The sequence below is a fragment of the Nostoc sp. TCL240-02 genome, assembly GCF_013343235.1.
GTDB lineage: Bacteria > Cyanobacteriota > Cyanobacteriia > Cyanobacteriales > Nostocaceae > Nostoc.
The window spans coordinates 7,375,814-7,389,570 of record NZ_CP040094.1 but is presented as its reverse complement, the minus strand read 5'-3'; the positions used below and the strand labels follow the sequence as shown (position 1 = coordinate 7,389,570).

12 protein-coding genes are annotated in these 13,757 nt (G+C 39.0%); 5 read left to right on the top strand and 7 right to left on the bottom strand.

The window, feature by feature from the left end; genetic code table 11:
- Window positions 1-123: 123 nt before the first annotated feature.
- Window positions 124-438 carry a YkvA family protein gene (locus FBB35_RS31660; protein WP_012411460.1) on the top strand — a complete coding sequence of 105 codons (315 nt, stop codon included), beginning with the start codon at window positions 124-126 and terminating at the stop codon, window positions 436-438.
- Here the strand turns inward: FBB35_RS31660 and FBB35_RS31655 are convergent.
- Window positions 431-658 carry a GxxExxY protein gene (locus FBB35_RS31655; protein ID WP_302480937.1) on the bottom strand — a complete coding sequence of 76 codons (228 nt, stop codon included), beginning with the start codon at window positions 656-658 and terminating at the stop codon, window positions 431-433. The two genes, FBB35_RS31660 and FBB35_RS31655, sit on opposite strands and share 8 nt — an antisense overlap.
- Before the next feature lie 41 nt (window positions 659-699).
- The gene (locus tag FBB35_RS31650; RefSeq protein WP_174712915.1) at window positions 700-3,906 is read right to left on the bottom strand and encodes a glycoside hydrolase family 15 protein; all 3,207 of its coding nucleotides are present in this window, start codon (window positions 3,904-3,906) and stop codon (window positions 700-702) included.
- A 1,017-nt stretch (window positions 3,907-4,923) separates the two neighbouring features.
- Between FBB35_RS31650 and FBB35_RS31645 the strand changes: the two genes are divergently transcribed.
- Entirely contained in the window at window positions 4,924-5,883 is a 960-nt protein-coding gene (locus FBB35_RS31645) for a hypothetical protein (protein ID WP_174712914.1), read from the top strand.
- A 63-nt stretch (window positions 5,884-5,946) separates the two neighbouring features.
- Here the strand turns inward: FBB35_RS31645 and FBB35_RS31640 are convergent, their stop codons facing one another.
- Entirely contained in the window at window positions 5,947-7,617 is a 1,671-nt protein-coding gene (locus tag FBB35_RS31640) for an ABC transporter ATP-binding protein (RefSeq protein ID WP_174712913.1), read from the bottom strand.
- Window positions 7,618-7,801: 184 nt separating this feature from the next.
- Entirely contained in the window at window positions 7,802-8,095 is a 294-nt protein-coding gene (locus FBB35_RS31635) for a hypothetical protein (RefSeq protein WP_174712912.1), read from the bottom strand.
- Between the two features lie 652 nt (window positions 8,096-8,747).
- Between FBB35_RS31635 and FBB35_RS31630 the strand changes: the two genes are divergently transcribed.
- A complete protein-coding gene (locus FBB35_RS31630; RefSeq protein ID WP_174712911.1) occupies window positions 8,748-9,056 on the top strand; it encodes a hypothetical protein in 309 nt (102 codons plus the stop codon).
- A 281-nt stretch (window positions 9,057-9,337) separates the two neighbouring features.
- Here FBB35_RS31630 and FBB35_RS31625 read toward each other — a convergent pair whose 3' ends face one another.
- Window positions 9,338-9,547, bottom strand: a complete 210-nt coding sequence (locus FBB35_RS31625; RefSeq protein ID WP_174712910.1) for a hypothetical protein — start codon at window positions 9,545-9,547, stop codon at window positions 9,338-9,340.
- A 694-nt stretch (window positions 9,548-10,241) separates the two neighbouring features.
- On the opposite strand from FBB35_RS31625, the gene FBB35_RS31620 reads away from it, so the two are divergent.
- Window positions 10,242-10,568, top strand: a complete 327-nt coding sequence (locus FBB35_RS31620; RefSeq protein WP_174712909.1) for a hypothetical protein — start codon at window positions 10,242-10,244, stop codon at window positions 10,566-10,568.
- Between the two features lie 287 nt (window positions 10,569-10,855).
- A complete protein-coding gene (gene trxA / locus FBB35_RS31615; RefSeq protein ID WP_174712908.1) occupies window positions 10,856-11,203 on the top strand; it encodes a thioredoxin in 348 nt (115 codons plus the stop codon).
- A gap of 404 nt (window positions 11,204-11,607) precedes the next feature.
- On the opposite strand, the gene FBB35_RS31610 is transcribed toward trxA, so the two are convergent.
- Both FBB35_RS31610 and FBB35_RS31605 read right to left on the bottom strand, forming a co-directional pair.
- Window positions 11,608-12,978 (bottom strand): DUF3370 domain-containing protein, encoded by a 1,371-nt coding sequence (locus FBB35_RS31610; protein WP_174712907.1) that lies wholly within the window; start codon window positions 12,976-12,978, stop codon window positions 11,608-11,610.
- A 242-nt stretch (window positions 12,979-13,220) separates the two neighbouring features.
- On the bottom strand, window positions 13,221-13,655 hold the full coding sequence (locus tag FBB35_RS31605; RefSeq protein ID WP_174712906.1) for a hypothetical protein: 435 nt from the start codon (window positions 13,653-13,655) through the stop codon (window positions 13,221-13,223).
- Window positions 13,656-13,757 lie beyond the last annotated feature (102 nt).

Genomic DNA, 13,757 nt, shown 5'->3' with positions numbered 1-13,757 from the left:
TTACAAAATAGGTTTTTGATGACAGATTACGAGTAGCGTCTTCCCGACTAACTAGGACGGTTATTCCCACCAGGAATTTTTAGGATTATTTGTCAAAATTAAAGATAACTGGAGGTTCAAAATATGAAATTTTCAATCCAATCACTTTACACCTGGTATCGCGATGTGCTACGTAACCCCAAGTACCGTTGGTGGGTTATTTTAGGAACGTTGGTCTATTTGGTCAGCCCATTTGATGTTCTCCCAGATTTTATACCCGTTGTGGGACAGATTGACGATGTTTTCCTTTTGACTCTGCTAGTTTCTGAGGTGTCTGGGCTAGTAATAGAGGGCTGGAAGGCTCGTAAGAGTGAGGTGGGTAATGAAGTGCCTAATACTACTGATGGTTCTACCTCTAGTGCAAGCACTATTGATGTTGATGCTGTTTCTGTTAAGTAGTTTTAATAAAACCCCTGCTTTTAGAATTTGAGGTGGGGGATATTCTTTTAACGCAATAAACTAAGGGCAATGGAATTTGCTTACCAACATTCAATCCAGCTTTCTTCAACTCATAATCCAAGCACTCTTCATAAGCCGATTCCAATAAACCAGGTCCCAAAGCAGTATGCACCCTCATCGCACACCCAATAATCACCCCACTCAACTCATTCTCTCTCATCCTCTGCGTTCCTCTGCGCTTCTCTTTGCGAGCCTTTGCGTTTAAAAATCCTTCACAAATTCCGTCAAGAACCTAAACGCTTTCAAAATATAACTAGCGCAATCTCTGGGAGAAGTATTGTAAAACGATCGCCACGCAGTCGCCTTATCCTCATCATAGCGATCGCTGCGTTGACTATGATTTTCTAGCCACGCCAATCGCACTGCGTGTCCAATCAACACATCTAACACAATATATTCTTCGATTTGCAGCTTGGGATTATTAGCTGCGATCGCTCCTAATTCGATTAATGCTTCAATATTAACTTGGCGGTATTCTGGAGCTTCGATTTTATTCAGTAAATGCTCAACTAATAGAGCAAAATTCCTTTCCCCTGCTGTCATCTCGGACAACATGATCTCACTATCCAAACGATTGCGGCGCTCTAGTTTATCCCCAATTACTAGACCCTTGCAATGTTGCATTAATAGCCAAACCTGCTTGAAAAAGTCTTTTGGTACGCGCCCTGTCGCACCCTCGGCTTGGCGAAACCGTCGCCAGCCACCTGGTGGGACTTCTATTTCTTCAGCGATTCCTGGTAACACCACCCAAGCAATATCACTTTCTTTTTGCTTGACATGCAGTGATTCTTGTTGGCGTAACAGGTTACTCATGCCAGTATATCCAGTTAATACCTGACGCAAGCGCATTTTCACTTCAAAGGGTGAAAGTTGCATTAAGTAATCGTAAGCTTCATCTTGAGTAACGTGTAATTCCTGCGCTAGTTCGCTGGTTATCAGCAGGATGAGATAGCCAACTCTCAGCGTTAGTAGTCCTTGGAATAGTTCGGGTTCTGAGCGAATTAAGATACCAAGATAGATTAAAATTTCTTGAGTTAGGACGCGATCGCGGATATCCTCACGACAAAAATGATTAATTTTATCGGCAATTTCATCGTGAGACATGGGTACGGTAATCAAGGACGCTTCGCTGTAAGCTTTACCTACAGCAATTTGCTTACCCCTTACCAAAATACTCGTAACTGCATCTGATAGACTGATATCAACCATTTGGCGCAACCCCGCAGCCCGACGCACTACCGCCCAAATGCCTAAATCTCCAGCTTTGGTATAAACTTCATCAAGTAAATCGGCTACAGTGACAGGATATCCTGGGCCGCCATACCCCGTATCAAAGTTCATGCCTTGCAAGCGAGTTAAGGTTTGCAATAACTCAATTTGCTCGTAAATATTCTCTGATGAGCGTAAATAAGAAAGTAATAATGCAAAGTTAGTTTCATACTCCATCTGAAATTCTTGAGTATGCCCTAAGCGCCAGTTTTTCTCAGGATGATAAGCCAAATAATAGCAACGTGGGCCAGCATTTCTCACTGGCGATCGCGAGAATTCTGCATTGGGAAGAAAATCAATTCTTTGGATTCCGGCTGTTAACATTAGCTGATTTAGCCGCCCTAATTTCACTCGCACACCGTTACAAACACCATCTTTTAGTTCTTGCATCAGTTCTAGTAATGCTTTCGAACCTGCTTCTAACATGGTGTGCGTCAACATTAAAGTCAAGGTAGGACGACCTAAATCGCTCCAGTATTTTTGAATATAAGCTAGTTCGCTTCTAATTTGATCTAGTAGAAAATGGTAATCAAGGGTTAAGTAAAACTGTTGAGAGTCGGAGAATGAAGGCAAAAATACAATTGTTTCCCCACGAATCCGAAAGATTCTAGATGTTGTTAAACTCCGCAGCCGTCGTACTGGCCGCCCAGTTAAACCAAGTTTGTCATTACGGCCAATTTGGGTATAAATAGCTGAGAATTCTCCAGCTTTTCTCACCTGAATCGGTTCTACTTGGGTAGGTGTTTGTGTTTCAATGCCATGAACTTCTAGTTTTTTCTGTAAATCTTCATCTTCTGCTAGCAAGGCAATTTGTACCAATGATTCGCGCTGTTTTCCCACACACAAATGTCTTCCCAAAGGGTCGATATCACCAACTGCTAGTAATCCTTCACTCAACATTTGACTAAGAAAATATAAACTCTGCGCCCACACTAAAGGGATATTCTCATTGGGTAAACGTGGTTGCGTTTGGGGTGCTAACTTTTCTGCTTCTATGTTTTCGGCTGGGACATAATATAGTTCTGGCAGTAAACGCAAACCATCTTGTTCTATAAGTAATGATTCTAAAAGTTCTTGGTATTTTTTAACTTGTTCTTGCTCACCGCAAAATAATCCATCTAAAACTAAATAAGTGAAAAATAACGGCCATTCGCATTCAATATGCTCAAATTGCTTGAGTTCCCACGGTTCGTAGTGCAAGCGCTGATTATCTTCTAAAACCGTCTGGTGTCCATCACGCAAAAAGCGTTTGCAGCCGTATTTACCTGCAAGTTTATTGATAATATCGTTTAAAGTGCGATCGCGTAACTGCGAGTCTTCTACTGCAAAGGCAGGATAACTAATAATACTCAATAGCGCTGCATCAATTTCTTTGGAACCAGATTCCCTCGGTAATAGAGATTCTAAAGTAATTCGGGCGCGGGCAATTTCATCTGGTAACACATGAATTACTGATGCTTGACTACCACGCACACCAAACAAATCCAGTCCGTTGATAGCTTCTAAAGCAGCTTTTGCCATACCTACGGAACTGGCATTTAACTCAGCACTACCACGATTAATTTTATTCCCACGTTCCCAAATGCCGTAATCTGGTGTGCGGTAAGCTCGTCCAATGTAGTAAACCAAATTTTGGACGAAATTCACTTCATCAATCGTATAAATTATTGGCAATCCTGCTGCGGTCATTTGCCCCAACATCAGCAAATATATAGATGTGGCATCAAGTTGCAAATGTCCCCATTCGTCATCACCAACAACAATGTCACCAGTCGCGGTGTTATATTTGGCATGCAGTCCATCTAGTAGCGACTGAGTATGTTTAAATGTCTCTACTTTATGAGCCTGTCGCATCATCGCAAACAATAACCCTCGCATCAATTTGATGACACTGTGTTCTAGTTCATAGGTGCGTCCCTTATCGTCGTCAATTTTGCGGTATGCAAGTCCTAAACCCCAAACTGCTAAAATGCTGTAAACGTTGTCTCGCACCCAGGCATCTGTATAATCGCCGTGGGCTGTAATCGCTGTACTCGCAGGTAGTAAACCAGTAATCGGATTCTGCCGAGCCAGGATAATTATCTTGATTTGCTGGTAGTAATAGTCCAGACGAGTTAGCAATTCGGTAGATGTTTTCATGATTTGGTTCAGAACTACTTGCAAAAATTGACCCTGTGACTCTAAACCAAGCCAGAACAAGTTCTGTAATGGTTGATGGGACAACAGCTAAGGGTGGTGTGAGTTTCTTATTATCTCGTGTTATTAGACCTCTGGGTACTGAATTTTAGCGATCGCAAACTAAGATACGATTTACTTGGATGATTTTATACCTGAAATAGCAAAATTTATTACTAGTCTAGTGCGGCGTAAATAAGCCTTAAATTTAATATTTTAGGAGTTAATTTAGTCACACCCTCAGTCCTTGATACGCCCCCCAAACGGGTTTTTAGCTGATTATTTATTCTCCCACCAATATGGTTTGTTAATTTACGCCGTGCTGTACTAGTTAGAAATACTCTTTTGATATACAAGCACTTATATCTCTGTCATCTCAATAGATAGAGCAATCCTATTTAACGCGATGTGCAACTTATCCTTAGAACCCCACTTCCATTCTTTTCCCCCACAGGGAGAGAGGCTTTGATTTTTGCTTCCCAACGCTAGTAGGGAAGGGGTTGGGGGTTAGGTCTGAGAGAAAGTTGCACACGGCGTTATTTATTTATATTTAAATAGGTTTATTTTTTCACACCGCACTACTTAGATAAATTTTTTATGTCAGGAAAAACAAACTTTTTTTTATCTATCTAACACTTTTGTAAAAGTTAGATAATTTAATTTTTTGTACTCAGCTAGTAGAAAAATTTTAGCAATTTTGTTCCTTTTAATTTATACATAAATCTGAGAATACAACATTAAATCCTTTAAGAGTAAGACTTGCAAGGAATTTTCTTATGACTAGATATGCTTAGGATTTAGTATTACATCTAATCAGGGATTGAATCTTTTAGCCATCCTCATAAGAACTTATTTTAAATGGATAGAAAAAATACAACTTGTATATACAGCTAAAGATAGAGGTTATAACTGTAAGTTGGTATTTAAGATTAATATAAATAGATTTTATAGATTAATAACATTAGGTAAAGTCAAAATATTATGTTTACTAATTGTCTAAAAAACAATGATGAATTAAGTGTAAATCAAGGTAGGAATGTCTCAAATGTTGAAATAGCACTTTTTATAGATAAAATCAAAAGCAATATCTGGATGTTTGGTATTCCATCTTGGCTTTTTGGAATAACCGATAGAAGTATAGCTGCATTTGCTGATGGCTATTTATCTTATATAGAAATATTTCAGCTATTTACAGCTTCTTTCTTTTTTGTGAGTTGGCTATATCTCAAACCTAACGAAAGCTTCAGCAGCAATGATTTAGGAACCAGCCAATATCAAGAATATCTCGCTCGTACTCAAGCTAATAAGCTTCAAGTAAAAAAGCTCCACATGATTAGCCAGGAGTATATTTTACCGTTTCCTTATCTTTGCCAAATTTATCATTTATTGAACTTAAAGCATTTAGAAACAGTTCATAATTTTAGCCTTAATAACCTTAAAATTTTTCGAATTAGCCACTTTCAGCCCACCAGCACTGGTGGAATAATCAAATTCCAAACAATATTAGACTCGCCAGCTAATCCTTTGAGAATTTGGCGACAACCGATTGTGGAGGTAGATTTAATATTACATACTCCCTATACTGTTGAATTGAGTATTCCAGTCTACAATAACAAAAGGATAATTGTTTTATTTAATGCTTTTCCGTTAAATGACTCAGAACATCAGTTCTTTATAGATATATATAGTGACCTAGAGTGGCCAAAGCCATTATTACAAATAATATTGCATTTTGCTTCTTGTCTGACACTCTTTGAAGACTTGCCCTATTTAAGAGCTTTAGCGGATAAAAATATAGGGCGTTTATTCAACTTAAGCAGAGCTTCAAATCACGAGACTGGATTGCTATTTAAAAGATTCATTGAACTATATGCTTCGAGTGGAGAAGCAACTAAATTACTTAAGGGGAGGGAAGAGAATGAGGAGTTAGAGACGCGGTAAATCGCGTCTTTACACGAGTTAGGAGTGGGGAGTTAGTAATTCATAACTCCTCACTTTGTTGAGCTAGGCGCGTGCTAGTAAGGGGGCAGCAGCTAGTAGTGTTTTGGTATAAGGGTGCTGAGGATTGGCAAAAATAGTTTTTGTCAGACCGAGTTCGATAATTTTGCCACCATTCATCACGGCAATACGATCGCACAAAAATCTAGCTAACCAGAGATCGTGAGTGATGAATAGATAAGTTAACTCAAATTCTTCCTTTAATTGCAACATCAAATCTAGCACTTGCGACTGCACGCTAGCGTCTAACATACTCACAGGTTCATCGCAAATCAAAAGTTTAGGGTGAGTAATCAAAGCACGAGCGATCGCAACTCTTTGCTGTTGCCCTCCAGATAAATCTGATGGATAACGCTCATAATATACTTCTGAGGGTGTTAACCCAACTTTCTCTAGCATCCACAAAACCTGTTCTTTTGCCTTAACAGGAGCGGCTAAATTGTGGATAAATAAAGGATCGGCGATACTTTGTCCCACAGTCATCGCTGGATTGAGACAAGCATGGGGATCTTGAAAAACCATTTGGATTTGTCGCCGTGAGGAGCGAATTTCTTGAGGTGACAGTGTAGTTAAATCTTGTCCTAAAAATTTAACTTTGCCACTGGTGGGACGAATTAGTTGCAGGATTGTTCGTGATAGTGTGCTTTTACCACAACCTGATTCACCGACTAAGCCGAGAATTTCTCCTGGATAAATATCCAGATTGATACCATCTACTGCTTTTATTGTCTGTGCTTGTGTGTTAAACAGTCGTTCGATAAAGTTAGGTTCTATGGTGTAGTATTGCTTAAGGTCTGTAATACTCAAAATTGGAGATTGCTTATTAATAATCGGTAATTGCTTTTCTGAGTCGTTGGCAATTATCAATTCTCCATCATCGTTTACTGCTTGAATGTGTAAAGCTGCTTTTAAAAGCGATCGCGTGTATTCATGTTGAGGTTGTCTAAAGACGGTTTCTGTAGAACCCATTTCAACCATTTTGCCCTGGTACATCACGCCAATGCGATCGCAATACTCAGCCACCATTGCTAAATCGTGAGAAATCAGCAACAATCCCATATTTTCTTCACCGCACAGGCGAGTTAATTCTTCCAATATCTGCGCGGAGACGGTGACATCTAAACTGGTGGTGGGTTCATCGGCAACAATTAACTTAGGGTTGAGGAGTAAAGCTAAAGCGATCGCAACCCGTTGGCGCATTCCACCGCTAAATTCGTGGGGATACTGATTCCAGCGACTAGCGGGAATATTCACCTTTGCTAAGGTAGCAAGTGCTTTTTCTTTGGCTTCCCGCGTTGATAATTCTGGTGAGTGCGCCTGAAGGGTTTCGATACAATGTTTACCAATCGTCATCAACGGATCGAGGCGTGTCATGGGATCTTGAAAAATTAAGGCGATCGCCTCTCCTCGAAATTTCCGCAACTGGTTAGGCATCAAGTCAAGCACCGACTGTCCTTGAAATGTCACCTTTCCCTCAACACAACTAGAGGCTGGTAGTAAACGCATTACTGCCCGCCCGATAGTTGACTTACCACAACCTGACTCTCCCACTAATCCCATTATTTCACCTGGTTGCAAGGTGAAAGATACATCATCAACCGCCCAGCTTGCCTCTTCTCCACTCCGTTGAGGATAGGCAACTCGCAGATTTTCGATACAGAATAAGGCTTCACTCATATTTAGTTATCAGCCCTGGGTTACCAGCTTTTATAATTTCAAATTTAAGATAGTCTATCAGATTATTATTAAACCTCCGTTGTGTGAATATCTTTATTCTCTTAGCTTACTGATTTATACCGCTTGTCTCAAGTTTTATCAATGAATAGTAAGAGACAAGCAAGTATTTTTACTATTAAGCTAATTAATGTTCATGATCTTGATGATAATCGTTTGTAGCTTGCTCAGTTTCTAGTAGCCGTGAAATCAGCACATCTGGTTTTCTACTAATAACAGACCTAACTTTATCGATAGCAACTACTTCACTTATTTTTACAACCATTTCCCAGAGAGTATCCTCTTCTGTATCTTTGTTGTAAGTTCTATGTTTAAACCACAACAAATCATCCCAAACTCCAATAATTGTGGCGAAATACCACTTCTCTCGTACTAATATCCAAATTTCTTGTTCTAAGTAAGTCTGTAGAAGAGATTTCACAATGACTAAGATAAGGATAAAGATTGTGCTACATATTAAGTAAGTATTAACTGGCAAGGCAACAGTTAAAATACTGATATATTTTAGTGTAAATTAGTATTTATGTAATTTAACGATTAGCAAGTACAAAATCTAGATTAACTATGTTTCAGCCAATATTTCAGTTGATAATTGTCTAATTTTACCCAACAATACTTGTATAAAATACGATTTCATAATTTAGTATTAGCAGTTACAGACAATAAGTATATAATACAGTACTCTCACTGAGATATATCGAGACTATCGCCCAAGTAGTATTATTCCCAAGAGTACGACCCAACCTAACAGAACTGTTTCCTATTTAGCACCTTGGATGACGTGGGACTCATATTTGATTTTTGAAAAAACTCCGTACAACTCAAAGAGGCTTTTTTTCTATTGCCTCTTGCCTCTTTCCTACCCACGCAAGTAAGTATAGCTACGCCACTGCACGAAAAAAAATCAAAGTATATTCCTATATCAGCCAGTTCAAAATATTTAATAAGTTAGTTTAACTGATTAATTCACCCATTTGCGGGAGGTAATTAACAAGCCAATAAGTGTAGCTTGCTTATAGTAAGACCAACAGAAGATGGTTTGAAGCAGCAGTTACACAACAGATGTATCAATCATGTTAAACCTGATATTAACTAGATGTATAAAAAGCCAACTCTTACTGATTTCAACAGCTTTTTTACTGGCTGTACAAAGTTCTGCCAATGCTGAACAACCCCTTCCTAGTTTGACTCCTGCACAAGCTCAAAGTTTATCCCGTGACTTAGTTCCATATAATTCTCAAGACTTTTTTAGACAAGGAAAAGATTCGATTGAGAGAGAAATTCAAATTCTTAGGCAAAGGCAACTGCGCTCAATTAAACCTGTTCTAAAGATTGAGTCAGTACAGCAGATTAAAAGACCACCTACGCAGCAAAAACTCTAATATAGTAGTCAGCTTTTATTTATGTTCGCGCGGCGTGGGTAGGCAAAAGGCAATAGGCAACAAAAAGCTTCTTTGAGTTTTACCTAGCTTTGTAAAAATCAAATCTGAGCCCTGTATGTTATCTAAGTCGGAAGTATTGTGATTTTATGATACTGATACTTTGGATTGCTGTAAATTATAGCACATAAATCGCACTTTCAGGCATCACAGTAACTAGGCTCTGCTTTCCATAGACAGAGTTTTTGTGTTTTAAATAACCTTTGTAACAAAAAGGTACAATTTTACTCGTCTAGCAAACTCATCAATGCTTGAACTTCAACGTCTTGCGGCTCTGATAATTGACACTGCAACTTTAATAACTGACTCTGTAGTGCTTCTACTACATGGATCATATTAGATTCTTGGGCAATTCTTAACTGATTTTCTTTAATTTGGATTTGTTGAAGCAAGTCGTTTTCAACGTGAATTGAGTTGTCATGTTGAGCAATCATAGGTTTACATTTTTTATCAATATCTAGAGGGGGATTGAAGAAGAATTCAGAAGTTTCAGTTAGCTCTAGTCAGAATCAAGACACTCTCAAGAGGATGTTTGAAAAGTCCTTTTATCGGTATCAAAAGTTTTAGATCCCTCTAAATCCCACTTAAAAAGAGGGACTTTGATTATAGTTTCCCCCTTTTTAATGGGGTTAGGGCGGATCTAAAATGCCTAAAGTCATAATTAAATACTTTTCAAACAACCTCTAAGAGTTGCTATGACGCAGGCTTTACGCTTTGCTATCAGCCAGTTGTACAGAATTTATTCTGTTAGCAGTAGCAAGACGTTTAGCCCATTCTGGCTCCTGACTTATGACTCTTATTTCGACTAAATTTATCACCAATGCATTATTCCACACTTTTATCATTTTTTAAATATCTGATAAATTAATTTTCATTACTCATAGTGTTTATGGGTATGGCAGACTTAATACACCATGTCCATTTTTTTAGGAGCTTTTACAAAAATGTAAATCATGATATAAGATTGGTTGACTATAGGATTTACGCATGAGTAACAGGAAAGCTAGGCACAGAGAACACCGAGAAATAAAAGTTTGAGATATTTTTTGCGTAGGTTATCACAGATAAACTTATCTGTTACTTCATCGAGTTTTGTAGAGAATTTTCAACGATTGTTTTGAGAGTGGTATGAACTTAAAACTTATAAAGAGAAAAATTTTTACAATGGTAAAAATTATATCTACAATTCTTATATCCAGCGCAATTGGATTAGAATCATGGAATATTTATGCATTAATAACTAATAGTAATATTCCCAGCAGCCTTAATCCAATTTTTTGCATTGAGCGTTTTGCTATGACGTGCCATTTTATCGAAGCTATTATAGCAGCTTTTTATGCACCTTCAAGAAAAAAGATGCCAATACAATATGCCACTTATACTTTTTTTGTAGGCACCATTGGGTTGTTAGAACTGTTTGATCGAGATGATGCTTCTATATCTTCTACATCCTGAAGGTGTGAGGTTTTTGGATTAGGTAGGTTGGTAGGTGCGATGTCTACGATGGTCACTGAGCTTTGTCGTACCCCTCCGGGGAACAAGCTACGCGCAGCGTCTCGTAGAGAAGTGCGGGCGTAGTTGCGGCACCAGATGTAAAATTATTAAATCCCTGCTACTGACTTTTGCTCAGTAGCGGGGATTTGCCAATACAGGTGGCTGGTGAACCTGACGGACAGAAGAAGGTATAGTTTGTATAGTAAGATTTTTGCTGCAATTTTAGTTTAATACTAAGGAATTAAAAAATGTCTGCTGATACTCAGATAGTTGCTTATGTTGAAGAAAGTGAATTTGATGTTGTTTTAAATGGAAGTGAAGAGAAAGTTGTTGTTGTTGATTTTACTGCTACTTGGTGTGGCCCCTGTCGGCTTGTCAGTCCTTTGATGGAGCAACTTGCTGAAGAATACAAAGGCCGCGCCAAAGTCGTTAAGGTAGACGTTGATAGGAATAAGCCGATTTTCAAAAAATTCGGTCTTCGCAGTATTCCAGCAGTTTTAATTTTCAAAGATGGCATTTTAGCAGAAACCATTGTGGGAGTTTCTCCTTACGAGCAGTTCAGCGAAGCTGTTCAGAAGCTTCTTGAGGTTGTTTAAACTTAATTTGTAATTAAAAAGGCTTTTTACCGGATACCTAATAATGGCATTGATGTTTCAAGTGGTGTTTAAATTTCCCGAAGTTTTGAGTCTCGGATTTATCACCACTTGAAGCATAATTATGAATTATACATTTTTAAAGCTTCCCTTTTCGCCTGTAATGTGATTGCAGTAAACCACTAGAATATTGTTTTGAGTTAATCAGTTCCAAATTTAACTTGCATCATTGGGACAGGCAAGATGCCCAAAAATTTTAATCTGCAAATTAAATGTGTTTTAGCTTAGTAATTGTGAACGGAGTCTTGATTGCAACCCATTTCACCAAAAAAATTGCTCTCCGTTAACCAAGAATAAAAAACGGTGAATCGAAAAAGGAATGCAAGTCCTGCCTTCTTTCCTTTGCCTTATTTTTGGTCTAAAGTTTGAATTGTCAGCATTTGAGGGGGCGTAGCATCTGGTGGGTAGAGAAAATCTACTTTTACCATTCGCAGCTGGCCTGGAGACATTTTTAATTGAGCAAGTGGTTCTCCCATCTGTCCTCGTTGTTGAACTAAATGCCAATATTGGGTTCTGGGTAAGCCATTATCATCATTGTAGCGAATACGAACTGTGCCTCGAAAAAAGACGGATGGTTGAGGTGGCGAAAAAAAGCGAAGCCCAGGTTTGCTTAAGTCATCTTCTTTGATAGGCGTTTGAAAAAGCACATTTACGGTTTGCGTTTTGCTCGTATTGTTGATTAATGGTAAAGAGATGTTGTATTCAATGCCATAGTTGCCGTGGGCTTCGTAAGCAGTACCAGGATAACGCACCGCAAGTTTGGCAGTTTGGTTTTGTCCAGTACCCATTTTGCCTGCTAAGAGGGTACTTAAACCGTATGAAAAAGCTTGTCCTGAAGCAGGAATTGTCAGGTATGAACTATTGGAGTCGGTAACTTGTGCTTGCCAACGAGAGCCAATAGCTACCGCTGCTACCCGGCCATAAATTTCTGCTGTCGCTGTCAGGTTATTTGGAGGACTAGGGGCCGGTTCACGCGGCCCCGCAAAATCACCATTTTCTAACAAGTTCTCCCATTCTTTTAAAGTAGGCGCTCGTTCAGTAGCATCTGGATTTAGTTTGGCAAACATGGCTAGGTTCGCCATATAAACTGGACTATCACTGTACAAACGCAACAAAGTAGAACGCCCATTCAATGGCGGTGTTAAAGGACGCACTGGAATTGGATGATTCATTAACATCCGACTTTGTTTTGGTGGAATTACTAACTGCGCTGGCCATCCTGACTGTCGTTTTCCTCGTAGCACATCATTCATGACGCGATCGCCAGGCCCAGCATAAATGTTTCCCGAATTATTTGACTGCATAGAGGGAAATTTGAGAAAAGGTGCATCAGGTTGACTAACATAACTGGCTGCTTGCAATATATTTATAGTTGCAGGGCGATCGCTTGGATTGTAAACAATCACCCCCAAATAAAGAGTCCGCAAATCATTTGGAGTCTCAATGGCTCGAGCAATATGATGAGAAAACAAATCAAAGCGTCCCTTCCATAGAAAGTTCAGGTGTGCGGTTGGCACTTTTTTACCTTGAGGAGGAAATGTAGACAGCAGAATACCTTCACTCTGAACGACTTCTGGGTTATTACTGTTAAATACTGGTATTGCATCAAGATTGCCAGGTAAAGGTCTTGTTTGTTGCGGAATGAAGATTTCCTGGGGTTCAGATGCTGGAGAAGGTGTCGCTTGAGCCAAAAGCAAATAGGAAATAAAATTAAGCATTTATTCGAAAAGCTATTTATCGATGAAGTTAAGAATACAGCATACTGATAGTAATTATGTATGATGTTGCGCTTTATTCACCTATGCCATATGAGTAAAAATTTTTATGTTGACATTGACTTAAATCCAATACCCGTGAATGAAATTCTCAGGTTGACTTTGAGGAAAGAATTTCTAAATTTTCTTCAATGTCACCCGGAGGATAATTTGTCCGAGTCTGGAGGCTCTTAAAAGCATTGCTTTTAACTTTCCTGTTGGGGATAACCGTTCTTCTCGCGTTTGAGGCTTTCTTCTAAGGCTTGAATTTGTTCGCGACGAGCTTCCAATTCTAAGGAACGCCTCGCTAAATCTTGGTTTTGCAACGTCAAGGATTGCCGCCAATGTTCTGCTCGCTCGGCTTCGTGCTGCAAAAATTCTGGGGTAATACCGATGGTGAGGTAGTTTTGTACCAAATGGAGTACCCAGTTGGTAGCGTCTTCTATTCTTTCAATGTCGCCTGTTGAGGAAAGTTCTACTAAAACAAGCAAGTTCTCACTCATGCTCTTTCCCTTTCCTAGCAGAATGAAAGCCTCTTCTGGAATTATCGCCCACAAGTTATCAGCTTCTTGACGCGCCAACAAGCGTAACTGGTGCTGGTCTAAAAAATCGTTTTTACGCACCTGGGCTAGATATAGCATGAGGGTCGCTTCGCTCCAATTAAAAATTAAAAATTAAAAATTAAAAAAATTTAATAAAATAATAAGTTCCAGAATTAATATTTGAATCTTGTTAATTGGTGA

Bases quoted from the DNA above. Each gene is read 5' to 3' on its own strand.
- FBB35_RS31660 (WP_012411460.1), top strand. From the start codon at position 124: ATGAAATTTTCAATCCAATCACTTTACACCTGGTATCGCGATGTGCTA.
- FBB35_RS31655 (WP_302480937.1), bottom strand. From the start codon at position 658: ATGAGAGAGAATGAGTTGAGTGGGGTGATTATTGGGTGTGCGATGAGG.
- FBB35_RS31650 (WP_174712915.1), bottom strand. From the start codon at position 3,906: ATGAAAACATCTACCGAATTGCTAACTCGTCTGGACTATTACTACCAG.
- FBB35_RS31645 (WP_174712914.1), top strand. From the start codon at position 4,924: ATGTTTACTAATTGTCTAAAAAACAATGATGAATTAAGTGTAAATCAA.
- FBB35_RS31640 (WP_174712913.1), bottom strand. From the start codon at position 7,617: ATGAGTGAAGCCTTATTCTGTATCGAAAATCTGCGAGTTGCCTATCCT.
- FBB35_RS31630 (WP_174712911.1), top strand. From the start codon at position 8,748: ATGTTAAACCTGATATTAACTAGATGTATAAAAAGCCAACTCTTACTG.
- FBB35_RS31625 (WP_174712910.1), bottom strand. From the start codon at position 9,547: ATGATTGCTCAACATGACAACTCAATTCACGTTGAAAACGACTTGCTT.
- FBB35_RS31620 (WP_174712909.1), top strand. From the start codon at position 10,242: ATGAACTTAAAACTTATAAAGAGAAAAATTTTTACAATGGTAAAAATT.
- trxA (WP_174712908.1), top strand. From the start codon at position 10,856: ATGTCTGCTGATACTCAGATAGTTGCTTATGTTGAAGAAAGTGAATTT.
- FBB35_RS31610 (WP_174712907.1), bottom strand. From the start codon at position 12,978: ATGCTTAATTTTATTTCCTATTTGCTTTTGGCTCAAGCGACACCTTCT.
- FBB35_RS31605 (WP_174712906.1), bottom strand. From the start codon at position 13,655: ATGCTATATCTAGCCCAGGTGCGTAAAAACGATTTTTTAGACCAGCAC.